The sequence below is a fragment of the Ruegeria sp. AP7 genome (assembly GCF_056539905.1).
Window position 1 is genome coordinate 53,358 of sequence record NZ_JBQFVT010000001.1, and the last position, 26,751, is coordinate 80,108.

The window sequence follows — 26,751 nt, forward strand, 5'->3', positions numbered from 1 at the left end:
TGGAGAATAGATGACAGAAAACCGCTGAAACGGGGCTCACAATCCTGTGCGCACGTCAGGCAGTACGTTTCTTCAGCAGATAGATATCCATGATCCAGCCGTGATCAGAACGGGCTTGCGCGCGCGTGTCCAGAATGTCTTGCGCCACATCCGCCAATGGGCCTTTAATCAGAATCTCTTCTTTCATGCCCACATATGCCCCCCACCAGATGTCATAATCGGCCATCTTTAGGCTTTGGAACGAGCATTCGCCATCCAGCATAACAGCCACTTTCGATGCCGTTTCAGGCCACCCCTCATCGCGAATGCGGCGGCCTGTGGTCACGACATAGGGTGCCCCCAGATCATTGATTGGGATCGCATGGGCCGCAGTCAGCGCCTGCAACGCGGTGATGCCCGGCACAACCCGGACCTGCGGCTGCGGGTTCAGTCGAGCCGCAATCCTGAGTGAACTGTCATACAGCGACGGATCACCCCAGATCAGCAACGCGACCTTCTGCGCGTCGGGGTGGGCTGATATCGCTTCGTGCCAGCGCAGGGCAATTGCGTCGTGCCATTCGTCGACACCTCGTAGATAGCCGTCATCTGCCCGACGTTTGGGAACGTCGAAATAGGCGATTCGCGCGGGATTATCGGTGACCTGCGCGATGATGTCTTCGCGCAAACCGGCCAGATCAGCTTTGTTCTCTCCCTTACGCGGGATCAGGATCAGGTCCGCTGATCTGATCACCTGTGCCCCCTGAAAGGTCAGGTGGTCGGGATTGCCGGTGCCGATTCCGATCAGGGCTAGGTCAAACATCTTCGAACTCTGCCAGCGGCCCATACAGGATCAGGGCCGGGGCGGTTCCGATCTCGGCGCGCAGCTTGTCGGACAGGTCTCCGATGGTGGAGCTATGTAACGATTGCTCGGGGGTCGAAACGGATTCGGCCATCAAGGCAGGTGTGTCCAGCGGCAGGCCATGCGCGTTCAGCGCTTCTACAAGCAATGGAAAAGTGCGCTTACCCATAAATACGACCGTTGTCGCGCCAGCATCAGCCAGAGCGGGAAGGTTCAGATCGGCAGGCAGTTTGCCACTTGCGTCATGCCCGGTGACGAATTGAACACGACGCGCAGTCAGGCGCCGGGTCAACGGGATTCCCGCAGCCGCTGCCGCCGCGACAGCCGAGGGGATGCCAGGAATGATCTCGTATTTGATACCGGCGGCCTGCAACGCGACCAGTTCTTCCTCTAGTCGACCGAACAATCCTCCATCCCCGGATTTCAGCCGCACGACATGCTGGCCGGTCTGAGCATACTCAACCAGCAACCGGCTGACGTGATCCTGCTTGGGCGAGGGGCGACCGGCGCGTTTACCTACGCCAACCAGATCAGCATCGTCACGCGCATGGGTCAGGATCGGGCCACTGCTGAGATCATCAAACAGCACCGCATCGGCCTTCTGCATCCGGTCGACGGCCTTGAGCGTTAGTAGCTCCGGATCACCCGGACCGGAGCCGATGAATGAGACAAAGCCACTCATGCCGAGGCCTCCGCAATCAGATGGAAGAATGTGCCGGTGACATTGCCACGTCGCGATCCCGTCTGAGGGCCTTCAGCCCCTTCGGCATCGAAGACCCGCGCAAGAGGGGCGTCAGGTTGTTCGATGATCGAGGAATAGTGGAACTCATGCCCTCGCAAGGCGGTACCTGTCGCAAAGCCGGGCATCGGAGCCAAAAGTTCAGCCTTACGATAGCCCAAATTGAATTTGCGCTTTTGGTACGAGGTTTGCAGGCCCAACAATCCCGCCATCTGATATGGGGTACCCTCCTTGTCGACCAAGACTTCCCCCAATGCCATGTACCCCCCGCATTCACCATGGACGGGCCGTGTTTCCGCGTGTTTCCGCAGCCCGGTCAAGAAGGTATCTGCCGCCGCCAATGTTCCCGCATGCAGCTCTGGATATCCCCCCGGCAACCAGATCAGATCGGCATTAGCGTCAGGCGCTTCATTGGCCAGCGGGGAAAAGGGCAGTATCTCGGCACCGGCCCTGCGCCATCCTTCCAGTAGATGCGGATAGGTAAACGAAAACGCCGCATCTCGGGCCAGTGCGATCCGCTGCGCCGGGGGCCGCGGCAGCGCGGCTGACGATGGCCCATTGGGGCCTGAGGAGGCCGCCTTTTTGATCGCATCCAGATCAACATGTTCACGTAAGAACGCGGCGTACCCGGCGATTGCGGTTTCCAGATCAGGGTGCTCGACGGCTTGAATCAGGCCCAGATGCCTTTCGGGCAAGGTAAGGTCTCCCCGGCGCGGAAGGACCCCAAGAACGGGTAATCCGGCACGCTCCATGCCCAACCGTGTCAGGCGCTCATGTCGGGGGCTGGCACAGCGATTCAGGATGACACCGGCAAAGGGCAGATCGGGATTGTACATCCGAAACCCAAGCGCGGTCGCCGCCGCCGATTGCGCCTGCCCGCCGACATCCAGAACCAGCACGACCGGCCATCCCATGCGCAGCGCCGTTTCAGCGCTCGACCCATGCCCCAGCTCTCCGGGTTTGGCGACACCATCAAACAGACCCATCGAGCCTTCGGCCACCACGATATCCGCGCCCGTTGCCTGCTCTGAGATCGCGCTTAGCAGCGGATCTCCCATCGCCCAGCTATCCAGATTGAACGAAGCGCGGCCTGCCGCAGCGCGGTGAAAGGCCGGGTCTATGTAGTCGGGCCCGCTTTTGAACGGCTGCACGGTCAATCCGTCCTCAGCCAGCGCCCGGAGCAACCCCAGCATGACCGTGGTTTTGCCCGTGCCCGATGACGGTGCGGAAATCAGTAATCCCGGGGGGTTAGTCATCGCCGTGGCTCCAGCTCGACCACGGGCTATCGGCGCTTTGAGGGCGATAGCGACGGTCGTAAGTTTTTGAATACAGGCAGCTTTCGTCAAACCCTTCACCTGCGAGCGCCGGACCAACCATTATCAGTGCGGTGCGCGAGATGCTTTCGTCCAGCGCCTCTTTCAGCGTGGCCAGAGTCGCGCGGATGATCCGTTCATCCGGCCAGCTGGCGCGGTAGACAACGGCGACCGGGCAGTCCGCACCATAGGCAGGGGTCAGGTCGGCGATGACATTGTCCAGATTTCCGATCGACAGGTGAATGGCCAGAGTAGCACCTGTTTTAGCAAAGTTTTTCAGCGTCTCACCTTCAGGCATCGAGGACGCGCGCCCAGGCGTCCGGGTCAACACCACCGATTGCGCCAGTCCCGGAAGGGTGAGTTCAGTTCCTAGAGCAGCGGCTGCGGCGGCAAAAGACGGGACACCGGGCGTGACGCTGACCGGTATTCCCATCTCTTTCAAACGTCTGATTTGCTCTCCCATCGCGGACCAGACAGAGAGGTCCCCGGAATGCAGCCGCGCCACGTCTTGCCCGGCTTTGTGCGCTATTTCGATCTCGGCCATGATCTGATCCAGATCCATCGGAGCCGTGTTCACGATCTTTGCGCCGTCGGGGCAGTGGCTCAAAATCTCCTCGGGAACCAATGAGCCTGCATAGAGGCACACAGGGCAGGAGGCGATGATATCGCGCCCGCGCAGGGTTAGCAGGTCGGCAGCACCCGGTCCGGCGCCGATGAAATGAACGGTCATTGTTTTCCTCCGATGGCGACGGCGCAGGTTGCAAGCCGGTCGTCCGAGATTTGTCTGGGTGAAATCAGCCGCGCGCCATGCCCGGCGGCAGCAAGAGCGGATGCTTCGGCCACGCTGCCGGTGCCGTATGTGGCACGACTGCGGGGCGAGCAGGTGAGGGTACGTTGCCCGGCAAGATCATGTGCCGGGACGAAATGAACCGGCAGCTCAGTAACCTCTGCAAGTGCGACAAGTGCGGCATGTCCGTCCTTGTCTGCAACGGTTGCCAGAGCATCGACTGTTTTTCCTGTCGAGGCCAGATCAAAGGCAGCGCGCAGACTGGCCAGCGTAGCAGAAGACGAGAATCCGAGCCCGGCGACGATCATAACGTGAGGCTCCACTGCACAACTGGATAAGTAGATTTCCAACCCCGCCGAGGACCAAGCGAAGCAGCCTGCGCAAGTTCGATGCGCAACAGGTCTCCGCCCATCTTGTCGTGCCACGCAGCCAGCAAGGCTTCGCTTTCCAATGTCACTGCGTTGGCGACAAGCCGCGTACCGGCGCGGAGATTTGCGTGTAGCCAGTTCAACAGCTCCGCGCTCAGGCCGCCTCCGATGAAAACGACATCTGGTTGGTCAAGGTCAACCAACGCCTCAGGTGCGAAACCATGAACGACCCGCAACCGATCCTGCCCCAGCGCATCGGCGTTTCGGCGAATGCGCTCGGCCCGATCTTCACGCGGCTCGATTGTCGTTGCAGTCAGCGTCGGATCGCACATCAGCCATTCGATGCTGATCGAACCGGTGCCGCCGCCAATATCCCACAGATGCTCTCCTCTTCGCGGGGCAAGGGACGACAGGGTCAGTGCGCGGATAGGGCGCTTGGTGATTTGTCCGTCGGTTTCGAAGATATCATCAGGCTTGCCCGAGGCTTTGGGAAAGGCGCGCCCTGTGCCCGCAACGTCCAGCCCGACACAGACCGGATGTTCGAATGTTCCCAGCAGCGCTTCGGTCAGCGACATGCTCCGCGCGCGTTCACGGGGGCCGCCAAGAGCCTCCATGACATGCAGGGTACAATCGGCAAAACCAGTCTCGCCCAAATAGGTTGCAAGCTCAGCCACCGCTTTTCCATCACGCAGCAAGAGAATGGCGCGGAGGCCCGACGCCAGGTGGGGGCGCAAACGGGTCAGGGGGGCGGCGTGCAGTCCAAAGGTTAACGTGTTTTCAAGCGGCCAACCAAGCCGCGCAGCCGCTAGCGAAAAGGTCGACTGGCCCGGTAGGGCGGTCCATTCGCTCGCATCGAAATTTCGCGCGATGACGGAACCGGCCCCGAACCAGAACGGATCACCCGAGGCCAGAACAACAGTTTGCCGACCGCGTAATCCGGTCAGTATTGGAAGACCATCGTCAAATGGAGCTGGCCATACAATCTGTTCGGCGTTGCTTTTGGGAATCAATGATAGGTGGCGAGACGGACCCATGACGATCTCGGCACGATCCAGCACTTGACGGCTTGCGGCGGAAAGGCCATCCAGTCCATCTTCACCCAAACCCAATACGGTTAGCCACGGAGTTTCAGACATGCCCAACCTCCTGATTCTTGGCGGGACGACCGAGGCAAATGCTCTGGCAAAATCCGTTTCCGAACAAGGTATTCCGGCCACGTATTCCTACGCGGGCCGTGTCGACACGCCACGCCCGCAGCCCGTTCCAACACGCGTGGGCGGTTTCGGAGGAACGGAGGGGCTGGCGCGCTACATCCGCGATCATGAGATCAGCCATATCGTAGATGCTACCCACCCCTTTGCCGCGCTGATGAGCCGAAACGCTGTGGAAGCGTGCGCCTCGACCGCCACTCCGCTGGCGGCGCTGACGCGGCCTCCCTGGGTCGCTCAAGATGGCGACAGTTGGCAGCATGTTCCGGACATCGACGGTGTCGTCGACGCGCTTTCCGGTCCCGCTCAGCGCGTGTTCCTTGCCGTTGGTCGCATGCATCTTCAGGACTTTGCAGCACAGCCTCAGCATCACTATCTTTTGCGGCTGGTTGATGAGCCTGAAACCGTGCCGTTTCCAAATAGAGACGTCATTATTTCGCGCGGTCCGTTCACTGAAATTGAAGACCGGGGGCTGATGGAGCGTCACGGGACGCAGTTGGTCGTGTCCAAGAACGCGGGTGGCATCGGGGCGCGCGCAAAGCTGGATGCCGCACGGGCGCTGGGTCTTCCGGTTCTGATGATCGACCGTCCGCTGTTGCCGCAGCGGACTGAGTTCGAAAAGGTTTCGCAGGTCTTGGACTGGCTGGTTCATACCTGATCCTTGTCAGGTGTGAATCTCGGCGTGTAAACGATCGGCGCGCCGTCGCGCTCGATAACGCGGGTCAATGACGAGCCGATGATCACGACGGTCTGCATGTCCGCCATGTCTGGCGTGGCCTCGGCCAGTGTTGAAATCCGCAACTTTTCATCCGTACGCGACACTGCGCGGGCGAACAGGATCAGGCGTTCTGGCTCACATTCCTCGCGAAGGATTTCCAGTGTTTTTACAAAACCTTCTGGGCGTGACTTCGAGCGTGGATTGTAGAATGCCATCGCGAAATCCCCCTGTGCGGCGAGACGGAGGCGCTTTTCGATCAAGGACCACGGTTTCAGATTGTCGCTGAGGTTGATGGCGCAGAAATCGTGCCCCATCGGCGCGCCCGCACGGGCGGAAGCGGCCAGCATCGCAGTGATCCCCGGCAGTACGTCGATCTGAATGCTTCGCCATTCAGCGGGACCATTCTCCAAGGCCTCGAACACGGCAGCGGCCATCGCGAACACGCCTGGGTCTCCGGAGGAAACTACCACGACACGCTTGCCCTCGGCCGCCATCCGTAATGCGTGCTGCGAGCGGTCGATCTCGACCCGGTTGTCACTGGCATGTAGGGTCAACCCTTCACGCTCAGCAACGCGTGCGACGTAGGGGATGTATCCAACAACATCCGTCGCCTCGGCCAGAGCAGCGGTAACCTCGGGCGTGACCAGAGCTTCGTCTCCCGGTCCGAGGCCGGCTATTTTGACCCAGCCACTCATGGGCGACGGCCCTGACCGTGAACCAGGATGATCGAGAAATAGGGTGTTATACCCTCGCAATTGTCCGAGAGTTTGCAAACCCGCTGGTTCGGCATCTGGGCGTATTCGACGATCCATGCACGGTCATATAGATCGGCCCGTTTCAAGGCGCGTTTTACCTTGTCAAAGTTGCGACCGATCTTCATGACCACCAACGCATCGGTTTGGGTCATGCGTTCGGTCAGCGTGTCCTCGGACAATGTACCGACCAGAACCGTCAGGACGTCATCACCCCAGGTTATTGGATCGCCGGTAGCGGTCCAGGCACCCGACATTCCGGTAATGGCTGGTACGACCTCGACCTTAGATATATCCCGTAATCGATTGTAAAGATGCATGAATGACCCGTAGAAGAAAGGGTCTCCTTCGCACAGGACCACGACATCCTCACCATTCTCAGTCAACGACTTCAGGTGCGCGGCGCAATCCTCGTAAAACACGGAAAGCAGCTCGTTGTACCTCGGGTCCGTCACCGGGATTTCGGTTGTTACGGGATACTCCATCGCAAACTCGATAGCGTCGCCGGGGATCATTCCATTGACGATCTTGCGGGCCTGCCCCGTGCGGCCCGGCTTGCGGAAGAACGCCACGTGCCGCGCATTGCGCAACAGGCGGTCTGCACGGACGCTCATGAGATCCGGGTCACCAGGGCCAAGGCCCACGCCGTAGATCTTGCCCCCGCTCATTCCGCACGACTCGCGATGGCGTTGATGGCAGCAACGGTGATTGCACTGCCACCCAAGCGACCTTTGACGATGCAGGAGGGCACAGGCTGCGCTTCCCACAAGGCGTCCTTGGATTCGACTGCGCCGACAAAGCCCACAGGGCAGCCGATGATGGCGGCCGGGCGCGGACAATCTGGGTCTTCCAGCATGTTTAGCAGATGGAATAGCGCAGTCGGAGCGTTACCGATCGCGACCAGCGCGCCGCCAAGATGCGGACGCCACAACTCTAGCGCAGCGGCAGAGCGCGTGTTGCTCATCTCAGCGGCCAATGGGCGCACGCGTTCGTCATGCAGAGTGCAGATTACCTCATTATCCGCAGGCAGGCGGAAGCGGGTCACACCTTCGCTGACCATGCGCGCGTCGCACAGGATCGGTGCGCCATTTTCCAGCGCGGTGCGGGCCGCTGTGACGAAGCCGGGCGAGAAATGCACGAACTCCTCCAGCCCAACCATTCCAGCGGCATGGATCATGCGCACGGCCACTTGCTCTTCATCGGCATCGAACCGAGCGAGATCGGCCTCCGAGCGTATGGTGGCAAAGCTCTGTTTGTAAATCGCCGCGCCGTCGGTTTCGTATTCATAGGGCATCAGGTGAAGTCCATGGTCATAAGTTTTTCTTCGGTCAGGCCGCGTTGGCAGGGCTCATCCCCTGCGCGACCTTGTTTGACAAGATCGAATCGTCCGTTGCATCCCACTAAAGTGACATCTGCAGGGCCCATCCGGGCGCACCCCTTTGCACATCCCGAGACATGCAGAGATCCGGGCACTCGAGCCGCCAAAACGCGCGCGATCTCTCGCGTTTCCACTTGCGCCTGCGGACAGAACGGCGTGCCAGGGCAGGCGTCGGTGGTCATCAGCGGGTCAGTACCGTCTGTGACGAAGGCTGGTGCGGGAGTATCTGCTCCGCCTTCCAGCAGGATCAACCGCCACGGTGTAATTCGCAGGGCAGATGCACCGCTGCTCTCGATCAGTTTCGAGAGCGGGCCTGCGGGCAATTGCCCAAACGTCGCGCCCAAAAGTGTTCCCAACTCGCAAGCGCCAGGCTGTAGCAGGGTACCTATTGGGCCGGGCGGGCTGCCTTGCCATTCAAGCGGAAGGTCTTGCGCAGAGATCACGCGGGCCATTCGGCGTGTGTCGGGCGTGTAGGTTTCAGAGAACCACTTTGCCAGTTCGATCAGTCGATCGATGGCATCGGCTTCAGAAACAGACCGCCCGGTCTCAGCACCGTCAGCACGCAGAATCAGGTCGTTTTCGCCGGTTTCCACGCGAATGTCAGCCGAGTCTCCGGCTAACAGGCGCTCGGGTCCAGTATCAATTGCAAATCCGAACTTGGCGGGCAGCGAGGGCAACTCTGCTAGGCGGTCAATCAGATGCTGCGTTAGTCGCGCTGTCAGATCACCTGCACGGTAGAGCGGTGTGACCAAAATATTCCGTCTGATCTCGATGCCGGGCTCGGCATCGAGAAGGTTCAGATCAGACAGCTCGGCCAATAGCGGCTGGTGGTCGGCTTCCTTGACGCCGCGCAGTTGCAGGTTCGCACGGTTGGTCAGGTCAATAGTGCCATTGCCGAAACGGTCGGCCAATTCGCACAGACCCAAAGCCTGCTGAGCGCTAAGCCGCGCCAACCGCGGGCGTACGCGCACGACCAGCCCATCGCCGGACATCATCGGGCGATGGGCGCCGGGGCACCAGCCTTGGACGACAGGTTTGTCGGTGAGAGCGCTCATCCCAGACCTTCCAAACCGGCACGGATCGAGTTTCGGCGCGTATTCCATAATCCAGCATCCAACAAGGCGCGGAAACGGTCTTGCATCGCTTGATGCGCACGCGGGTTCGCCTCTTGTAGAAAGGCATCGACGTCTTCGTCGCCAAGCGTGGCTTCATGATAAAGATCGAACAGATGCGGCGCGACGGTGCCAGACAAATGTGCAAACGAGGCCATGTGATCAAGCGTCGCTGCAATCTCGGCCGCGCCTCGAAAACCATGCCGCTGCATCCCCGCTATCCATCCTGGATTGGCGGCGCGCGCATGAACCACGCGGCTAATCTCTTCGGGCAAGGTACGGGCGCGTGGATTTTCCGGGTTGGTATTGTCCAGGTGATAGAGCTGAGCGTTACCACCGGTGATTTTCTTGGCGGCAGCAAACCCGGCCTCATGCGTGGCATAGTCATTCGCCAATAGCAGGTCGGTCTCGGTCAGGTCCTGGAGGTGTACAAAGCTGTCAGCATTGGCGACACGCCGCGTAATGCCATCGACGTCCTTCGTGATATGCTCACCTTCCAGTGCAAAGGAACTGGCATCTAACCACGCCTCACCCGCCTTTGAGCGGGCCTCATCGGTGTAGATTTCGGATAGTTGGGTCATGTTGACGCCATAGCTGCCGGGGGCGGGGCCAAAGACCCGCGCCGCCGGTTCCTGTCCGGCATAGGGGTTCCAATCGGGCGCTTCGTCCCGATCAGACAGTGTCCGTACGGCCTGACCAAAAAGCGCCGAAAGCGTTGGGAACACATCACGGAACAGGCCCGAGACCCGTAAGGTCACGTCCAGACGCGGACGGCTGAGGTCGGTGATCGGCAGCACTTCGATGCCTGAAACACGCTCCGAGCCTTTGTCCCAAATCGGTTTCACACCCAGCAAGTGCAGCGCCATGGCGAATTCCTCGCCTGCGGTGCGCATCGTGGCCGAGCCCCACAGGTCGACGATCAGCCCCTTAGGATAGTCGCCTTCTTCCTGCAGGTGTCGACGCACCAACTCCTCTGCCAGCTTGACGCCTTGAGTATAGGCCGCACGCGTGGGCACAGAACGCGGGTCGGTGGTATAAAGATTCCGCCCAGTAGGCAGCACGTCTGAGCGTCCGCGATAGGGAGAGCCTGAAGGTCCGGCTTCGATTCGTTTGCCAGCTAGCGCATCGACCAGAGCATTGCGCTCAGCTTGGGCAGAAGGCGCGGGGTTGAAATCACCCGTCACATCTGGAACCCGTCCAAAGATGTGCAGGCCGTCGCCGAACTGACTTTCCTTGATATCGCAGACAAATCGATCAATGCGCGTGATCGCCTCGGCGATGCAGGTGGCCTGATCGAGGCCAAGGTCGCTTGCCAGCCCAATGGCCTGGGCCTCGTCGCGGATATCTTCCTGTAACCGGTCACGGCGCCTGGGGTCCAGACCGTCCGCGTTCGAGAACTCATCCAGCAGTGCTTCCAGCCGAACCATGCGATCCGGCGTACCACTTTCTTTCATCGGGGGCGGGATATGGCCCAGCGTAACTGCGCCGATCCGGCGCTTGGCCTGCGCAGCTTCGCCGGGGTCATTGACGATGAACGGGTAGATCACCGGGAGTTTATCGATCAACGCCTCGGGCCAGCATTCATTGCATAAAGCGACCGATTTACCCGGCAGCCATTCCAGCGTGCCATGGGCACCAATATGGATCAAAGCATCCGCGCCTATCCCTTTGCGCAGCCAAAGGTAAAAGGCGACGTAGCTGTGACGAGGCGTGCGCGAAAGGTCATGATAGTCATCCTCGCGCAGCTCTGGCGTGCCTCGTTCTGGCTGCAGCGCAATCACAGCGTTGCCACGCCGAAGGGCCGTGAAATGGAATGCTCCATCTGCGAACGCTGGATCGTCCTCGGGGTCTCCCCAGACCGCCTGCAGATCGGCGCGCAATTGATCGGGTAGCTCTGCATGCGCAATCAGGTAGTCCTGCAATGACCATGAAATCCGGGCGCCCAGCAGGGTTTCGGCAATCGGCTCGGCCGGTGCGATTGCATATCCCTCATTCTGAAGATCGGTCAGCATCGCTTCGGCAGAAGCGAGCGCATCAAGGCCAACTGCATGCGCCATCTGCCAGTCCTTACCCGGGTAAGTCGACAGAACCAGCGCCGGTATTTGATCCGAACTGGGCTTTTCGTGCAGGTCCAGCCAGCCAGAGACCCGATCGATGACAGCTTCGATCCGGTCAGGTTCGGGCTGGTGGGCAAAACGCGAATATTCCAGATAAGGATCGCGCTTGCCCGGTTCTTTGAACGACACGATGCCCGCGTTAATCCGCCCGTCGACCTCGGGCAGCACCACATGCATGGCGAGGTCAGCAGGCGAAAGCCCGCGTTCCGCTTCTGCCCAGGCTTTGCGGCGCGAGGTCGCGAGGGCGACCTGAAAGACGGGCACATTGGCAGCATCCAAGGGTGAAGTGCCTGATGCGCCCTTGCCCGAAAAGGAGGTGGCATTGATGATCGCTGAAGGTTTCAGCGCCACGATCGTCTCACGCAACCAGTCAGCGGCGGTTGGCGCTTTGAGCGACGGGGCGAACAGGCCAATGGCCTCGAATCCACGCGATCTCACACTGCGGATCAAAGCCGCGATTGGGGCAGTGTCGGCAGAGGTCAGGTAGGCCCGATAATACGTTACAATAATGCGTTTTGCATCGCCCGAAAAAGCTGTGTCCGCCGGTATCACGCCACGATCCGGGCACCAGGCGCCGTAATCCGGTATGGTCTTTGCCCCCATCACCGGACCGGCATATAGTCCCGCCGCCAGCGCCATCTGTGCGAGCGCGGCCTGTGCCGCAACCTCTCCGCCGGTATCACACAGATGCGCCAAGCGCCGCAGGGTTGAGACGGGCAGGGTGGAGTACTCATCCAGCCGCGTATCCTCGCGCCCGTCCGCAGGCAGGACAGCCAATGCGATCCCCTTGGCCTGTGCCAGTGCCAGAACCTGCTGCAAGCCGTAAGACCAATATGGCACGCCGCCAATCAGGCGGATCAAGATGCCTTTGGCCCCCTCGAGCGTCTGTTCAACATATGTGTCGACTGACAGGGGATGTTTTAGAGCTGTCAGGTTGGCCAACCGCAGGGTTGGCATGCGCCCGTCTGGCCCGCCACCGCGATGCCAGCCCGCCGCGAAAGCGCCAAGATCACTGTCAGAAAAGGACAGCACCACCAAGTCCGCCGGGCTCTGGCCCAGATCGGTTGGGGTCTCGGTTTCCTCTAACCCGTGGCTTTCGCGGAAGACGACGTGCATGAATCTTACTCGGCGGCCTCGGTCACACCCACAAGGATATCACGGATTTCGGCCTCTTTGATATCATCATGCTCGGCGATGACCACAAGGCGCGAGCGGCGCTCTTCACCAGGTTCCCACGGGCGGTCATACTGATGACGTACCCGCGAGCCGACGGCCTGTACCAGCAGGCGCATGGGCTTGCCCTGAACCGCGGCATAGCCTTTGACGCGCAGGATGTTCAGTTCCTTTGCCAGGCGTTCGATCTTGGCGACCAGATCCAGCGGATCAGTCTGTTCCGGCAGTTCGACGATGATGCTTTCAAAATCGTCATGCTCGTGATCGTGATGACCATCATGATGGCTGGGACGCGCTTCCATGTCGTCCTCGGCAGCAGCTTCAAGGCCCAAGACAACGCGCACGTCCACGACACCTTCTGCGACTTCGACGACGGGTAGGGGGCGAGGGGCTTCGGCCGCGATGACCTCTTTGGCTTTGGCGACACCTTCGGGACCAGCCAGATCGGGCTTGGTCAGCAGGATGATGTCGGCGCAGGAGATCTGATCTTCAAACACTTCCGATAGTGGCGTCTCGTGGTCGATCGACTCATCGGCAAGGCGCTGGGCGTCTACCGCTTCGACATTGGGTGCAAACCGACCAGCGGCAACAGCTTCGGCATCGGCCAAAGCGATCACGCCGTCGACGGTGGTTTTCGAGCGAATGTCTGGCCAGTCGAACGCTTTAAGCAGCGGCTTGGGCAGGGCCAGGCCCGAAGTTTCGATCAGGATGTGATCGGGGCGCGGCTCCAAGGCCATAAGCGCTTCGATCGTGGGAATGAAATCGTCGGCCACAGTGCAGCAGATGCAGCCATTGGCCAGTTCCATGATGTTTTCTGCTGGGCAATCCGGGATTGCGCAGGATTTCAGGATATCGCCATCGACACCCACATCGCCGAACTCATTGACTACAACAGCCAAGCGCTTGCCTTGCGGGTTCTGCATCAAATGCTTGACCAGCGTCGTTTTGCCCGAGCCCAGAAAGCCGGTGATCACGGTGACGGGCAGTTTTTCGAGATTGCTCATTTCAGGGCTCCAATCGGGGGAATACGGGCCGCGCAATTCTTGCGGAAGTGTTCGGGGCGTTCACGCCATTTGACCAGCCCGTCCTCGGTATTAAGGTACTTGGTGGCACCTTCAATGATGGTTTCGACGTGATCGGTTTCGCTGAGGTGTTCGTAAACGAATGTCCAGCGATCAGGTCCGCCACGCAGCACGATAGAACAACCCTCATCGCAGTTTGAAAGGCATTCTACTGCTTTCAGGGTGATGCCTTCCGGCAGGGCGGCCTGTTCAAGCGCTTTGTGCAGCAATGTGCCGGGGCGTTGGGCGTCGTCTTCGACGGGTAGGCCGCGACGACAGGTGGTGCAGACCAGCAGTTCGACCGGTGTGGTCTCGGTCATGTCTCTCATCCCCCAAATCCTCTTCGTGGGGGACGGGGTTTCATGCGGGCCGATCAAAGCCCCACACCGGAACACCCCGTCCGGTTTCATCTTCGGGCGTTGGCAGGTCTCCCGGCTTGCGGATGTCAGAGCGGCGCTCTGTCGGATGTCCCGCCTTCCCGGCATTCGCCAGTGGCTTGGGCACCCTCTCCGGTCACGGTCGCGGGGGCGGCTGCGTTTGACGGAAAATCCGCTGACGCATTCCCTTTTCATCTGCTGCTGCAGACACCAACACTTGGCTCTTGGGACAGCATCACCCCCCTTGTCAAGCGAGTCTCGCTCAACTGTGCGTACAGGGGCAAAAAAGCGACCTCTGAGGGTCGCTGGACGGCATGACTTAGGTCAACAGGCGTGTTCGCATGTGCATCGAAAGACGAACAGGGAGAGCGTCATATGAAAGTAGGCTTCATCGGGCTGGGAAACGTGGGCGGAAAATTGTCGGGCTCGCTGCTGCGCAATGGGATTGACCTGACCGTTCATGACCTCAACCCTGATCTTGTGTCTGGTTTTGTCGCGCAGGGTGCGAAGGCAGCTAAAAGCCCCGCCCAATTGATGCGTGATTGTGACGCCGTGATTACCTGTCTGCCATCTCCTGCCGCCTCGGACGCGGTAATGCAGGAGATGCTGTCCGAAGTGACATCCGGTAAGATCTGGATGGAAATGTCCACCACAGACGAATCGGAAGTAAAACGATTGGGTGCTTCGGTGATCGAACGTGGGGGGGCTGCAGTCGATTGCCCGGTATCGGGCGGGTGTCATCGGGCGGCTACGGGCAATATTTCGATCTTCGCAGGCTGCGATCGAGAAACATTTGAGCGCATTCTGCCGTTCCTGACGACGATGGGGCGCCGCGTTTTGCACACAGGCGATTTGGGATCGGCCTCAGTGTTGAAGGTGCTGACAAACTATTTGGCAACCGCAAATCTGATCACTTGCGCCGAGGCTTTGGTGACCGCAAAGGCCGCAGGGATGGATCTTGGCACGACCTATGAGGCGATCAAAATTTCGTCGGGTACATCATTTGTGCACGAAACGGAAAGCCAAGTGATTCTGAATGGGTCCCGCGATATTTCATTCACCATGGATCTGGTCAAAAAGGATATCGGTCTGTTTCAGGAGGTCGCCGACCGCGCCGGGGTGCCGCTGGAGATAAACCCGGTGATGATCAAGATTTTTGAGGACGGGATCTCTCGCTATGGAGAGAGAGAGCTATCTCCCAACATCATCAGGCGGCTGGAGGATGCGACCGGGCTTGAGATTCGGGCACCGGGATTTCCAGCCGAGATGCTGGACGATGAGCCAGAAAAGCCGGGCTATGAGGTGATCCCGCAATATCGACGGAGTGCTTGAGGTCAAGATAAAGAGATTACTTGATTTTGATGAAGGCCCTTCAACTCTTTGGTTCTTTGTGATGTGTTGAGCTCTGGCGTTGCAAGAATTAAGCACATTAATTGGAGTTGATTGCCTGGTTGCAGCGATCGGATTTGGATTGGAAACCACTCGACTTGGAAGTAGCTTTCATTGATCAGTTGGATAACACTCTGACAATTGATCCAGAGGCCACGAACCCAATTCAATTTGCGATGCAGTTTCAGAGAGTTGGCCCCGCTTCGGAGGAACGTTGCGCTATGCGTAGCTTAGCAACTCGGACATGAAAGTGATCTTTGCATATCGCATCGGCCAGAAAACAATGGGTGGCAAGGCGATGCGTGTTGACCAGTTGGCTGCAATGGCGCGCGCGCATTTATCGGAGCGATACACATTCGAAGTCGTGTTGGCTCCCAAAGCCTCTCGGGTACATGCGTGTCGGCGATTTGTAGACTCCTGCAGGGACGCAATTGTGATTTTTCACAAAAGTGCTGCATCAAATTTGGGGCAGGAGTTTAGAGCGTCCTTGAAGAAAGTCGCGGCAGGCATTTGCGTTGATCATCTGGATGTCATTGCCGGGCAACTGGAAGCCGGTTTTGTGGACGTCCATATCGCTGCTTCGTATCAGGGTGAGCGTAGCTTGTGCCAGGGATTGCCCGCGCTTGATCCGACTCCGGGTGTTCAGGTGCGCCATCTGAGGCATCATGCGGATCCGCGACTCGTTCCGGAATCTGCACCCAAGGCGGAATTCAATTTGGGTTATTTCGGACTGCTTGATAACGTTGTCTTGCCGCCCGCTCTGGCAGAGCAGTCAGTAGTGCCCGGTTATGACGGTAAAGGTGATGTGGAGGCCTTCATCGCAAGACTATCAGAGGCAAACTTTCACATTTGCACGCGTGACCCGAGCCCTGTTCTCACTCGCGGAGTGTTGTCCTCTAAGCCCTTCACTAAGGGTTTCAACGCAGCTGTTATTGGGGCAAATGTGTTGGTAAATCGGCAGGTTCACGATGCCGAATATTATCTGGGTGCAGATTACCCTTACTTTGTGAAAAGCACTGACAGCGCGGCTATTGTCGAAGGAGTTGAGCGTGCGTCCGCAGAATTTGGTGGAGAGCAATGGCGAATAGCGCAGGCCCGAATGTCTGATTTGGCCCGGCAAGTAGCCCCCGCGGAAGTCACCGGCGAATTGGACAAAATCCTAAGGCTATTCTAATTAGATCAACAATAGTCCGAGAATGGCACAGGCAAGAGTTTAACTTATGGCAAACGAGACCTTTCTCATCGTGACGACGATGAAGAACGAAGGGCCATTTATGATCGATTGGGTGGCTTACAACCGCGCAATCGGGTTCAATGATATCCTGATCTACACCAACGACTGTTCTGATGGCACAGATGTCATCGGTGATCGGATGCAGGCCTTAGGCTGGGCGCATCATGAACGCAACAAGGTCGGACCACGCGCTGCGCCCCAGAACCGGGCTTTTACCCGATCTCGCAGTCATCCAAGCTATCAGTCCGCAAATTGGATTATGAGCCTGGATGTGGATGAATACGTCAACATCCGTTTGCCTGAAGGCAATGTTCAGTCACTGGTAGAGGCAAGCGGTGAAGCTGATGCAATATCGATCTGTTGGCGTATGTTCGGAAATGCCGGCTTAAATGACTTTGTCGATCGACCTGTCCCTGAGATGTTCTTTCAGGCGGCCACCGAAGACAGCTACCCCCATCACCGGACGAAAGGTTTCAAAACGCTATTCCGAAATAACGGCAAGTTTAGTCGGTTTCGCGCCCACCGTCCTCGGATCAATCCAGAGGACGCTCCAAATCCCGACGCACCGTACGAAGGGGTGTTGTGGAGAGATGCAGGCGGAAACCTCTACCCGGCAGATCAGGTGAAATGGAAGGCTTGGCGCGGATTCAGCCATGAATTCGCGCGTATTCACCACTATGCAGTACGAAGTACCGATAGCTTTCTTGTCAAACGTGAACGGGGCCGGACTAACCATGTTGGCCAGGACCAAGGTCTGAAATACTGGCTTGTAATGAATCACAATGATGTCGAAGATCGCTCGATCTTGGGCCACATGCCCGCCATGCATGACATCAAAGCCGAGATGATGGCTGATCCTCATTTGGCCGAGCTTCACCACAAAGCCTGCGAATGGCATAGTGCAAAAGCCGCAGAGTTGAAGGCCAGACCTGATTGGCTCGATTTGGTTGAGGCCTTGCAGAATTCTCATATCGGAGAAGACGCCCATGGCTGAAACCGTATCCGCCGAGGACCGCCGCAAGAAACAAGCCCTGCAGCGCGAGCGGAAAGATGCGCTGAGGCGCGAAATGCTCAGGACAATGCCGCACGGAAAGCTCAGCATCGAAATCGGCGTCTGGCGGGGCGAGTTTTCGCGGATATTACTCGATGAATTGAAGCCTTCTAAGCTGTGCCTCATCGACCCATGGGGCGTGCAGCCCGACGCAGATGGTGGCGCATCTTTGGCCGGAGCGCGTAGCCAAAACGATATGGACCGCATCTATGAAGCGGTGAAAAACACATACGCCTCTGAGATAGCGAAGGGTCAAGTTTCGGTAATTCGCGATTTTTCGGTTCCTGCACTGCGCCTGTTCGAAGATCAGAGTATCGGTTTCGCCTATCTTGATGGCGACCATTCATATGAAGGGGTCAAAGCGGATCTGGATGCGGTATTGCCGAAGATGATTGAAGGCGGTGTCATCATGTTGGATGACTACCATCGGAGGGGATGGTGGAAAGATGGTGTGATGCGTGCATTCCACGAGTTTTTAGGCGCAAACTCGGCGGGCTTGCGTCTTAAGGCGATCAAAGGCGCTCAGGTCGCGGTTCAAAAGCTATAATTAATGAAACCAATTTCATATCGAATTGAGGATGTTGGCACCCGAGAAGGACCTACAGAAGATGGCGCCACTTTGGTTCAACCGCAGGACTTGCAATGACTGACAGGATCGTTGTCTACACGACAATGAAGAACGAAGGCCCGTTCATGATTGATTGGGTGTCCTACTACCTGTCACTCGGCATTGACCATTTCCTCATTTACACCAACGATTGTGATGACGGCACCGATCTGATTGCAGAACGGCTCGGGGATCTGGGCATTGCAACCCATGTTGATAATTCGGTCAAGCCAAAGCAAAGCCCGCAGAACACGATGCTCAGGCGAGTTCGTTCACATCCGAGGTTTCTTGATGCGGACTGGACCTTTTCGCTGGACGTTGATGAATATCTGAACATCCGCCTTCCTGATCCCTCCATGCACAAGTTGCTGGAAAAGTTGCAGGAAACCGCAGGAGAGCCTTTTGATGTTGCCTCTTTTGCCTGGAAACTATTCGGATGCGGTGGCGTCGAAGACTTCAGCGATATTCCAGTGGCTGAGCAGTTCTTTCTTTGCGATACTGAGCAGGGCTTTTATTCGGGCGTTGCGGGCGGGCTGAAGAGTATAACGCGCAACAACGGGTTATTCACCCGATATGGTCCGCATCGCCCCAAAGGAGTTGCGCCTGAGCGCATGTCCGAGATCAGATGGGTTGATGGTGGCGGGCAACTACTTGACCCCGAAGCTGTGACCTGGCGTGCCACATCCAACTACCGCCATGATTTTGCGCGTATCCATCACTATGTGACGCGTTCAATCGGGTCGTTCATGGTTAAACGGGATCGGGGCAAAACCAATCATATTCACGATGATCAGGCCGAATCCTATTGGAACAATATGAACGCGAATTTGGTTGAGGACCGGTCGATCTTGCCGCTTTGGGAAAAGGCTGCGGTAGAGCGGGAACGTTTGATGTCTGATGACCAACTGGCGTCCTTGCATGCCGCCGCGTGCTCTTGGCACGCGCAGAAAATTGTCGAGCTAAATCAAAGACCGGACTGGGTGGAATTTCGAGAGTTTTTGCACCGGTACAAGACCATGGGCCCCGGTCGCTGACGCATCTCAGGGCCGTAAGAAGTCTTGACGGGGCACCATTCAAAGACGCTGAGGCACAGCTTATTGGCCGCACTGTCGCCAGCGTTAGCGCTCTTGGGGTCTATCGATCGGGGATGCAATACGGCACCGAACGGCGGGAGCGTTCCAACACATGGGAGACAAGCGCAATCCTGACAGAAAAATGTTTCAAGTGGTCCGATATCAGTCCGTTTCCGAAGGAGCCGCCGTTGGTAGTTGCGCAGGGTTGAGTGGCCGGTTGAGTAATATCGCGAGTAGTTGCTTCTTCTAACAGTTCACTGCACGACAAACGACACAGTAACCCTCGTCCGCCTTTTATCTTCGTCCTGTATGGAGAGTCGCATCGTGTGCCGCCCAACCGGCAGTTCAGCCGAACGTGCGAGCAGGCGCGAACCTTCGACTGAGGCGTGCTTCATTATTCGTTTGGTCACATTGATCCATGCTGGACCCATACGATAGTCGATCCGAATTGACGACAAATCAACTGCCGTATTTCCTCTCGGGCTAATGTCTACATCAATATTGACAGGCGACTGGACAATATCCTTTTTGGGCGAATTGAAATTTACGAAGGGGCCATCGGATTGAGTAACGGTCAATCCCCGGTCTAGAGACTCAGTAATTTTAGGTTGATTGTCGAGTTCTACCATTTCAGCTGGAGTAAGCAGGGAGAACGCTTCTTGCTCGCTATTTCGCGGAAGAAGACTCCAAACGGAAAAGGCCAACACAAACAGTATTGCACCAATCAACAACCATCTCGCACGCATTACCCACACATACATCACCTTAAGCAAACCAGAATGAAACGAGACTATCACACAACGAGACAATATCTCAATTTGCGGGACTTGGTCTGAAATCGAGTCGCCCAATTGTAGAAGAAAATGGGCATTGCGCATGGAATCACACGGCAAGTCTTGCGGCGCGATAAAAGCCCAAATCGGGCTACATTTCCCCTATGTGACCCCAAAGAACAAGCATTTGTATCGCTCGGTCTGGGGAGGTCGTGTAAGCTATTGAATTCTTTTGGAGGCGAGTACCAATTTCGAACCCGCGTAAAGGAACTCTATTTCTTAATAAATAACAATTTTTTAGTGAAATGTTGGCGGTACGTGGGTTTGTGAATGTCGCGGGATTGTTGGTTGAAATTGTTCATTGGCTTGTCTTCGCGGTCGATATCGATTGTCGCATGATGGTGCAACACGAGGGGAAGCGGCCCAGGCTTGCCTAAGTCCGCTGATTGGGATGCGGGTCGGTTGATCAGTCAGATATGAGAGTTGGATGCGGAGGTAACTCACCGACCACGAGGCAAGGAGATGGCGCACTGGCTTATGACGGCACCGGGAATTGGGCCGCTCGTTGCCACTGCACTAGTTGCCCTCTCGTTCCCGAACAGGATTCTTCGCCAACATCTAAATTCATTGATCCTCGTCAAGATTGGAAAATGTATGATGTGATACAGTTGATGCCAAAAATGGGGGCTATCATGAAAGAATTAGTCGAGATTGGAAGAACATTTGTTCAGGCAATGCGTGATCGCAGGGGCCTTGCAAATGTTGATGAAATGTATGCCGAGAACGCTCAATCCATAGAAGCGGTTGTGCCTCCGGTTCGACAGTTTCGCATTACCAAAGGCCGTGATGCTATCAAAGGGAAAAGAGAGGATTGGCTGGCAGCTCATGAAATCATCGAACTCGACGTCGATGGCCCCTATGTTCATCCCCCAAACCGCTTCAGTGTGCGATACAAGGCTAAGGTAACGCAGAAGGAGACTGGGCAACGTATCGCCTTGAGCGAGATTGCTGTTTATTCGGTAGCAGACGGAAAGATTGTATTGGAAGAGTTCTTCATGTTGCCGAAGTAGGAGCGGCAATCCGCAATACTGACGCAGTGTTGGTTTCATCCGCACGCTGGAAGTGTGGCTTGTAAGTGCTTTGACGCGATGGATGGACAATTGGGCATTTGTTTCTACCGCGTGATGCTTGGCCTGGAGATCTGACCGGTAATGCGCCTTGTTTCATTCGCAATGCCGATACGACCGGGATGTCTTTTGACGCGATACCGAGGACGCTTGGTTGCGCAAGATCAAGGTAATTAGATGCATTTTTTGCGATAATGCTGCCTCACCCCAATCGCACCAAAGGAGGAGGATCAGAAAATGCTTGAAGACAAAAAAAACCCGCAACTGTTTGCTGGAACACATCCGCTATCTGATAATTTTCGACGCGAAATGGAATCCATGATGTCACGCTTTTTCGGGGGCGCAGCGCCATTCCTGCCACTGGAAACAGCCGCGCAACGCACGGGCTTCCCGTCGTTGGACATGACGGGTGCGATTTCGCCGGCGATTGACATCCACGAGACGGATGCGGCGATAATTCTCACCGCTGAATTGCCGGGCCTCGAAGAAGACGATGTCGAAGTCGAAATCAAGGACCGCAGATTGACCCTACGAGGCCAGAAGAAGGTCACGCATGATGACACGGGCGATCTGCGCGTTAGTGAGAGAAGCTATGGCAGTTTTACCAGGACAATGACGCTGCCTGATGCAGTCGATATCGAGGAGATTTCTGCTGCGTTCGACAAAGGGGTCCTGCACGTCACGATGCCGAAAACCGAACCTCAGGATCCCAGCCGAAAGATTAAGGTCTCATCGAAATAGGCGCGATGGAGGCGCACGCGCAACCATCATGGTCCGGGCAGCATGCGCGGACCCTTGGTGTTCTTAAAACGAGCACATTATTGCCCACCATAGCGGTTTCACTGCTGGGCATGATAATGTGCCAATAGCGCTGGAGAACTGAGATGGACGATGCGGACGCCTGACAAAAGCGATGTGGAAAGTGAAACGGGCGATGTCCGTGCATTTCTGGAGAGCTTGACGGGGCCGTCCCGCGGAACCGTTACCTGGCTTGTCGGCAACGCTTTGGCTGCTTCGGTGGGTCCTGATCGTATCCTGAAGTTCAGGCGGAAAGAGGATTTGCCCCCGCATGACGAAGACGTGGCGACCATTCAGTGGTCGCAAGGCGGTTACACGCTAAACGCGTTGCCCGGCCGGGATATCTGGGTCAACGGTCAAAAAACCGCTTCTACAATTCTTGGGCATGGCGACATGATTGAATTCGGTGAAGAGGGCCCCATGTCGCGCTACAGGGTGTGTGACCACTCATTCCCTGCACATCACACGGTCGAAGACATAATAAGTGACGCTTATGTGTATACGCGCTCCAGCCGACGACCCTTCGCCAGAAAAATGTCCGGTGCGCTGCGCGAAGGCGGGCGTCGGCTGACATCACAAACCACGGTTTTGTTCAGGGTTGCCGTTATCGGTGTGCTTCTTCTGATCTTTGCCTTTGGCTATTTGCTTTTTCAGAACGACCGGAAACTGGCGGACAGCCTTAAACAGGAATCTCTCAAGATCGAGGCGGTTGCCGTGATGCTCGCGCAGACACGAGAAGATGCATTGACGGCGGATGATCTGGTCGCGCTCAGAGAGGCGTTTGACAACCAGGTAATTTCCACCGAGCAGCGCCTTGGGACATTGGAAGACCGTGCAGGTGCGTCTAGGCGGGTAGTCACGGCCTCGACGCGATCCATTGCCTTTATCCAAGGGGCCTACGGATTGCGACAAACCGAAAGCGGTAAATTGCTGCGGCATGTGCTTGGTCCGGACGGGGAGAAACTAAAAACTCCATTCGGGAAACCATGGATTGAACCGGATGCAACAGGTGCGCCGGCAGAGTTTCAGTTCACCGGAACCGGGTTTCTGCTGCATGGCACCTCTCTGTTGGTGACCAACCGTCATGTCGCCTTGCCCTGGACTACCGGGGATCGGGCGCAGGCCCTGAAGGCCGCAGGGCTTGACGCCGAGATGCTTAGCCTGCTGGTTTATTTGCCGGAACAGACGGGTCCGATGCAGGCGGTGTTGCATAAGACAACCGAAACGGCCGATCTGGCGCTTCTGTCTGTTGATGCGAGCCGGGTTCAAGGGCTCGGGCTTTCACTGGCACCTGACCCGCCGCGGGCAGGTGAAGAAGTTTTCCTGCTTGGATTTCCAACTGGCCTCAAGGCTTTGATTGTGCAGGCCGGGCCGGACTTTCTGAAAACGCTTGAGAGCGATGGCACCGTCGATTTCTGGACGATTGCAAAACACCTTTCAGAGCAGAACAAGATCCGGCCTCTGGCCAGCCGGGGGATCGTCGCTCAGACCAGCCCTGGTGCGGTCGTTTATGATGCGGAAACCACAACCGGCGGAAGCGGCGGACCTGCCCTGAACCGAAACGGCGAGGTGGTTGCCATCAATGCCGCGATCTTACCGGAATTTGGCGGCTCGAATATTGGCGTTCCGGTGTCACACCTCAAGACACTTCTCGATGAAAGCGATTGATCCGCATATTTAATCGCGTGTCTGATAAGACGAGTTTTGCACAAGAAAAACCACAGCCAGAGGAACGATAACAGAGATCAAGGCCACGGTAATCAGCAAGTTCCCCAAGTGGCTATAGTCAGCGACGGAGGCAACGGTACCCGTTCTGGGATCGGTAACCGCGCGGGTAACGGTAAAGATCTGATTCAGGTATTTTGTACCGAGGCTGCTTGCTGACAATGCCATGTTGGTGAACGACGCCATGACTGCGAAAAAGGTAGCTTTCAGATGTGTTGGGGCGTTGCGCGCGATCCAGGCCAACATTGGGACCATCGCGATCTGACCCAGCGGTGACTCGACTGCTGTGTCGAGTATGGCGATAAACCTTGCATCCACGACACCACCAGTGCGCGCGGCCGTCCATTCATGCACCCCGTAGTACAAGGCAAGGTTTGGCAGGGCCAGCACTCCTGCGGCAATCGTGAGTAACACTACAACCTGCGCAATCGAACGACTTGCCATAAATGGCCTGAGGATAATCAGGCCAAGCAGAGCAAGTAGTGAGGTCAGAAGCGCTAGAATGGCCAGGAACTGTTCGTCAAACCCAAGCTCGTCGATCTCGAACCAGGTCAGGCCCGGTCCTGGCAAGGGAACTGCTCGAAAAACGAAAATGATAGTTGCTGTCCCGATCAGAACTTTGGCCTGTTTCGAGTCCAGCTCTCTCAGCAGACGCGACATGAGGTAGAGAATGACCGTGAGCGACACCGCAAAAACGGTCTCTTGCGCGAAGGCAAAATTTGCGGTTCCCAACACTATGCTGAGAACAACAAACGCAAGTCCGCCCAGCAGTATCGGCCACCTGACTTCGGTGGTTTGATCTGGTCTGTGCGGAAGGTGTCCTTGACGAACGAGGCGACGCTGTATCAGAGCGTGAAGAACCACTCCGCTGATCGAAAGCAAGGGGATAACCAGAGCGACAAGATAGACCTGACCGTAGAGAACCAAACGATCGCCTTTCTCCAGATCTTCTGACCCCGAAAAAATCCAGATGTTAACCGCTGCGACCCCTGCAAACCCGGATATGATCGCGATCCTGCCGAGGGTCTGCATTGTGGTGTGCCGTGCACGAACTTCTTCCGGCGCAAAAGCGCGTCCGTCGCGGTCCGATTGCGGCACCGCTTCTACTGTCATGGCGTCAGCAACGACATCCTGAATGGCATAACCTGAAGGAGCCAACATCAAAGCAACGACGTACCAATCCTCTAGTGGCATAATGCCGGCCATATGGTCAGGCGCAGCCACAAGCCTGTACATGATGAGCAATGACGCCGTGATAAGGGTTGCGCCAACGACAATCAGCAGGGATTTCCAGCGCCAGAACAGATCAACCAGATGACCCAGCGGCATTTTTAGAATCCACGGTAACCCGGCCCAGAATGCCAATCCCGCAACAAAAGCGGCGGATAGATTCAGATATTCCTTAAGAAAAAACGCACCGACGACGGATGTTAGTCCCGAAACCCCGGCCGCAAAGTAAACCATCAATGGTGGTAGGTAAGACCATTGCAATTGCTCGATCAGATCAACAAAGGTCCGGTGCCACCAGCCTGAAATCCGCCTTCCAAGTGTTGATCGGTCAGTGTTCATGCGTCAGTCGGACCCCGTTCTGGTAACCCTGTGCTGTCGGTTTTCCTCTCAGAGAAATCCGGCACCAAAAAGCAGGGCGCTGGTCAGCACCCCAAGGATTGGTACAACAAGAGGTACGCGGAAATGTTCCCGAGTTGACCCAGGCCGGGACTTCAGCAATATCAGCGAGATATTGACCAAAACAAACACTCCCAAAACGATCTGGGATGTGCGTTCCGCCAGTATTCCGATTGGCAGAGTTTGCGTCAGCAGAAGGATTATCGCAACAACCAACAGTGTTGCGACGACCGGTGTTTGGGTTACCTGCGGGACAGTCGCCAGTATTTTCGGCAGATGGTCCCGGTCGGCAAGGCCATAGATAACTCGCGACGCCATGATCATCTGGATCAGGACGCCGTTGACTGTCGCAACAACCGCGACTGCGGCGAACCCCTGTTTAATCACTTCGGGTGCGTTCGTAAAAACCAGGGTAAGCGGGGCTGCCGAAGCTGACAAGGCATCGATAGGAACAACAAGCAGAACCGTCATTGATGTCGCCAGATAAAGACCCGTCGCCAGAACGAGTGTCAAAAGGATGGCCTTTGGAATTGTGTGGGTTGGGTCTTTTACCTCTTCGGCGACGTTTGCCATGTCCTCAAACCCGACAAAGGCAAAAAAGGCCAGCAGAGATGCCGCCATAATACCGCGCCAGGTATTGAGCTCGAGTCCCGGCACCATCTCACTAATTTCATAGCCTTGCGCTTCATGCACGGACATGCCCCAGCCAATCACAAAAAGAAGCCCCGCAATCTCGATGACCGTGATCACGGCTGCCACAAATACCGATTGTGTAATGCCCCAGAGTGCAATCAGACCCATGACCGACACAACGCCGATCGTAAGCAACGCGGTGCCAAGCCCCGTCAGGGTGTGAAGGTATGAGGCCGCCCCGATCGCAACAGCGGAGGCTGAAATGATCCCAGACGCAGCAACGGCAAGACCGACTAGAACCGCCATCCAGGCCCTTTGAAATCCCGCTTCAACGTATGCCGCTTCTCCCGCGCTTACGGGAAAGCGTGTCGCGAGTTCGGCGTATGACAAAGCCGTCAGCGAAACGACGAGAGCAGCAACAAGAAACGAAATTGCAGCATAAGGGCCCGCGGCCTCGGCGGTAGCGCCGACCAGCACATAAATTCCCGCACCGACGGTAACACCGAGCCCATATAGTGTAAGCAACGGGGTGGTAAGAGAACGCCGGAGTTTAGGTGCCGGTGGATCAACTGTATGCATTCACCTCACTCCTTGATGGACAATTGCCTGGGTACCGAAGCAGTGCCGCAAACAAGCACCCCAATCATAAATCAAGGGCTCGTCACCACTCATGCCGAGCTTCCGCTGAAACATTCATACTTTGATATGTAATGCTTAATTTGGCATTGATCTATATCATTAGGCGCTAAGACCCGATCAGCGAGGCGGATTCGA

At 56.9% G+C, this 26,751-nt stretch carries 25 protein-coding genes and 1 riboswitch; of the genes, 9 read left to right on the forward strand and 16 right to left on the reverse strand.

Translation table 11 applies throughout. The features are described 5' to 3' along the window. Positions 1-55: 55 nt before the first annotated feature. From cobF to cbiE, 6 genes are read right to left on the reverse strand one after another with little or no spacing between them, the layout of a single operon-like run. The gene (gene cobF / locus ACR0KN_RS00250; RefSeq protein ID WP_480650535.1) at positions 56-799 is read right to left on the reverse strand and encodes a precorrin-6A synthase (deacetylating); all 744 of its coding nucleotides are present in this window, start codon (positions 797-799) and stop codon (positions 56-58) included. Further along, positions 792-1,520: a uroporphyrinogen-III C-methyltransferase gene (gene cobA, locus ACR0KN_RS00255; protein WP_480650537.1), complete on the reverse strand. Its 729-nt coding sequence runs from the start codon at positions 1,518-1,520 to the stop codon at positions 792-794. The genes cobF and cobA overlap by 8 nt, the downstream gene beginning before the upstream one ends. Further along, entirely contained in the window at positions 1,517-2,833 is a 1,317-nt protein-coding gene (locus ACR0KN_RS00260) for a cobyrinic acid a,c-diamide synthase CobB (protein WP_480650539.1), read from the reverse strand. Before ACR0KN_RS00260 ends, cobA begins: the two co-directional genes overlap by 4 nt. Beyond that, positions 2,826-3,620 (reverse strand): precorrin-4 C(11)-methyltransferase, encoded by a 795-nt coding sequence (gene cobM / locus ACR0KN_RS00265; RefSeq protein WP_010438965.1) that lies wholly within the window; start codon positions 3,618-3,620, stop codon positions 2,826-2,828. The genes ACR0KN_RS00260 and cobM overlap by 8 nt, the downstream gene beginning before the upstream one ends. Continuing rightward, positions 3,617-3,985, reverse strand: coding sequence for a cobalamin biosynthesis protein (locus tag ACR0KN_RS00270; protein WP_480651740.1), 369 nt, complete (start codon positions 3,983-3,985; stop codon positions 3,617-3,619). Before ACR0KN_RS00270 ends, cobM begins: the two co-directional genes overlap by 4 nt. Continuing rightward, positions 3,982-5,181: a precorrin-6y C5,15-methyltransferase (decarboxylating) subunit CbiE gene (gene cbiE / locus ACR0KN_RS00275; RefSeq protein WP_480650541.1), complete on the reverse strand. Its 1,200-nt coding sequence runs from the start codon at positions 5,179-5,181 to the stop codon at positions 3,982-3,984. Before cbiE ends, ACR0KN_RS00270 begins: the two co-directional genes overlap by 4 nt. Between cbiE and ACR0KN_RS00280 the strand changes: the two genes are divergently transcribed. After that, entirely contained in the window at positions 5,180-5,911 is a 732-nt protein-coding gene (locus ACR0KN_RS00280) for a cobalt-precorrin-6A reductase (protein WP_480650543.1), read from the forward strand. The genes cbiE and ACR0KN_RS00280 overlap by 2 nt on opposite strands. Here the strand turns inward: ACR0KN_RS00280 and cobJ are convergent. The 7 genes from cobJ to ACR0KN_RS00315 are packed head-to-tail and all read right to left on the reverse strand — an operon-like array spanning position 5,902 to position 13,884. Further along, positions 5,902-6,666: a precorrin-3B C(17)-methyltransferase gene (cobJ, locus tag ACR0KN_RS00285; RefSeq protein ID WP_480457819.1), complete on the reverse strand. Its 765-nt coding sequence runs from the start codon at positions 6,664-6,666 to the stop codon at positions 5,902-5,904. The two genes, ACR0KN_RS00280 and cobJ, sit on opposite strands and share 10 nt — an antisense overlap. Beyond that, positions 6,663-7,391, reverse strand: coding sequence for a precorrin-2 C(20)-methyltransferase (cobI, locus tag ACR0KN_RS00290; protein ID WP_170468891.1), 729 nt, complete (start codon positions 7,389-7,391; stop codon positions 6,663-6,665). The genes cobJ and cobI overlap by 4 nt, the downstream gene beginning before the upstream one ends. After that, complete coding sequence (locus ACR0KN_RS00295) at positions 7,388-8,017, reverse strand: precorrin-8X methylmutase (protein WP_170779219.1); 630 nt, start codon at positions 8,015-8,017, stop codon at positions 7,388-7,390. The genes cobI and ACR0KN_RS00295 overlap by 4 nt, the downstream gene beginning before the upstream one ends. Continuing rightward, entirely contained in the window at positions 8,017-9,156 is a 1,140-nt protein-coding gene (locus ACR0KN_RS00300; protein ID WP_480650546.1) for a cobalamin biosynthesis protein CobG, read from the reverse strand. The genes ACR0KN_RS00295 and ACR0KN_RS00300 overlap by 1 nt, the downstream gene beginning before the upstream one ends. Next, entirely contained in the window at positions 9,153-12,446 is a 3,294-nt protein-coding gene (gene cobN / locus ACR0KN_RS00305; protein ID WP_480650548.1) for a cobaltochelatase subunit CobN, read from the reverse strand. Before cobN ends, ACR0KN_RS00300 begins: the two co-directional genes overlap by 4 nt. Before the next feature lie 5 nt (positions 12,447-12,451). Further along, a complete protein-coding gene (gene cobW, locus ACR0KN_RS00310; RefSeq protein ID WP_480650550.1) occupies positions 12,452-13,507 on the reverse strand; it encodes a cobalamin biosynthesis protein CobW in 1,056 nt (351 codons plus the stop codon). Further along, positions 13,504-13,884, reverse strand: coding sequence for a DUF1636 family protein (locus tag ACR0KN_RS00315; RefSeq protein WP_480650552.1), 381 nt, complete (start codon positions 13,882-13,884; stop codon positions 13,504-13,506). The genes cobW and ACR0KN_RS00315 overlap by 4 nt, the downstream gene beginning before the upstream one ends. 84 nt (positions 13,885-13,968) lie before the next feature. Beyond that, a riboswitch (cobalamin riboswitch) is annotated at positions 13,969-14,171 on the reverse strand. A 145-nt stretch (positions 14,172-14,316) separates the two neighbouring features. Here ACR0KN_RS00315 and ACR0KN_RS00320 point away from each other — a divergent pair. From ACR0KN_RS00320 to ACR0KN_RS00340, 5 genes are all read left to right on the forward strand, one after another. Next, entirely contained in the window at positions 14,317-15,273 is a 957-nt protein-coding gene (locus ACR0KN_RS00320) for an NAD(P)-dependent oxidoreductase (RefSeq protein WP_480650554.1), read from the forward strand. A 544-nt stretch (positions 15,274-15,817) separates the two neighbouring features. After that, complete coding sequence (locus ACR0KN_RS00325) at positions 15,818-16,504, forward strand: hypothetical protein (RefSeq protein ID WP_480650556.1); 687 nt, start codon at positions 15,818-15,820, stop codon at positions 16,502-16,504. Between the two features lie 46 nt (positions 16,505-16,550). Next, complete coding sequence (locus tag ACR0KN_RS00330) at positions 16,551-17,558, forward strand: glycosyltransferase family 2 protein (RefSeq protein ID WP_480650558.1); 1,008 nt, start codon at positions 16,551-16,553, stop codon at positions 17,556-17,558. Further along, complete coding sequence (locus ACR0KN_RS00335; RefSeq protein WP_170468912.1) at positions 17,551-18,162, forward strand: class I SAM-dependent methyltransferase; 612 nt, start codon at positions 17,551-17,553, stop codon at positions 18,160-18,162. The genes ACR0KN_RS00330 and ACR0KN_RS00335 overlap by 8 nt, the downstream gene beginning before the upstream one ends. A gap of 95 nt (positions 18,163-18,257) precedes the next feature. Then, positions 18,258-19,256: a glycosyltransferase family 2 protein gene (locus tag ACR0KN_RS00340; RefSeq protein ID WP_480650560.1), complete on the forward strand. Its 999-nt coding sequence runs from the start codon at positions 18,258-18,260 to the stop codon at positions 19,254-19,256. A gap of 293 nt (positions 19,257-19,549) precedes the next feature. On the opposite strand, the gene ACR0KN_RS00345 is transcribed toward ACR0KN_RS00340, so the two are convergent. Then, positions 19,550-20,173 carry a hypothetical protein gene (locus ACR0KN_RS00345; protein ID WP_480650562.1) on the reverse strand — a complete coding sequence of 208 codons (624 nt, stop codon included), beginning with the start codon at positions 20,171-20,173 and terminating at the stop codon, positions 19,550-19,552. 545 nt (positions 20,174-20,718) lie between these two features. On the opposite strand from ACR0KN_RS00345, the gene ACR0KN_RS00350 reads away from it, so the two are divergent. The 3 genes from ACR0KN_RS00350 to ACR0KN_RS00360 all read left to right on the forward strand — a co-directional run bounded on the left by ACR0KN_RS00350 (position 20,719) and on the right by ACR0KN_RS00360 (position 23,661). Beyond that, a complete protein-coding gene (locus tag ACR0KN_RS00350; protein ID WP_480650564.1) occupies positions 20,719-21,138 on the forward strand; it encodes a SnoaL-like domain-containing protein in 420 nt (139 codons plus the stop codon). Positions 21,139-21,432: 294 nt separating this feature from the next. After that, complete coding sequence (locus tag ACR0KN_RS00355) at positions 21,433-21,936, forward strand: Hsp20/alpha crystallin family protein (RefSeq protein ID WP_170468929.1); 504 nt, start codon at positions 21,433-21,435, stop codon at positions 21,934-21,936. A gap of 150 nt (positions 21,937-22,086) precedes the next feature. Next, a complete protein-coding gene (locus ACR0KN_RS00360; protein WP_480650566.1) occupies positions 22,087-23,661 on the forward strand; it encodes a trypsin-like peptidase domain-containing protein in 1,575 nt (524 codons plus the stop codon). Positions 23,662-23,670: 9 nt separating this feature from the next. On the opposite strand, the gene ACR0KN_RS00365 is transcribed toward ACR0KN_RS00360, so the two are convergent. Together ACR0KN_RS00365 and ACR0KN_RS00370 are read right to left on the reverse strand one after the other, a co-directional pair. Continuing rightward, positions 23,671-25,287, reverse strand: a complete 1,617-nt coding sequence (locus ACR0KN_RS00365) for an MFS transporter (protein WP_480650568.1) — start codon at positions 25,285-25,287, stop codon at positions 23,671-23,673. A gap of 48 nt (positions 25,288-25,335) precedes the next feature. Beyond that, a complete protein-coding gene (locus ACR0KN_RS00370; RefSeq protein WP_480650570.1) occupies positions 25,336-26,556 on the reverse strand; it encodes an APC family permease in 1,221 nt (406 codons plus the stop codon). Positions 26,557-26,751 lie beyond the last annotated feature (195 nt).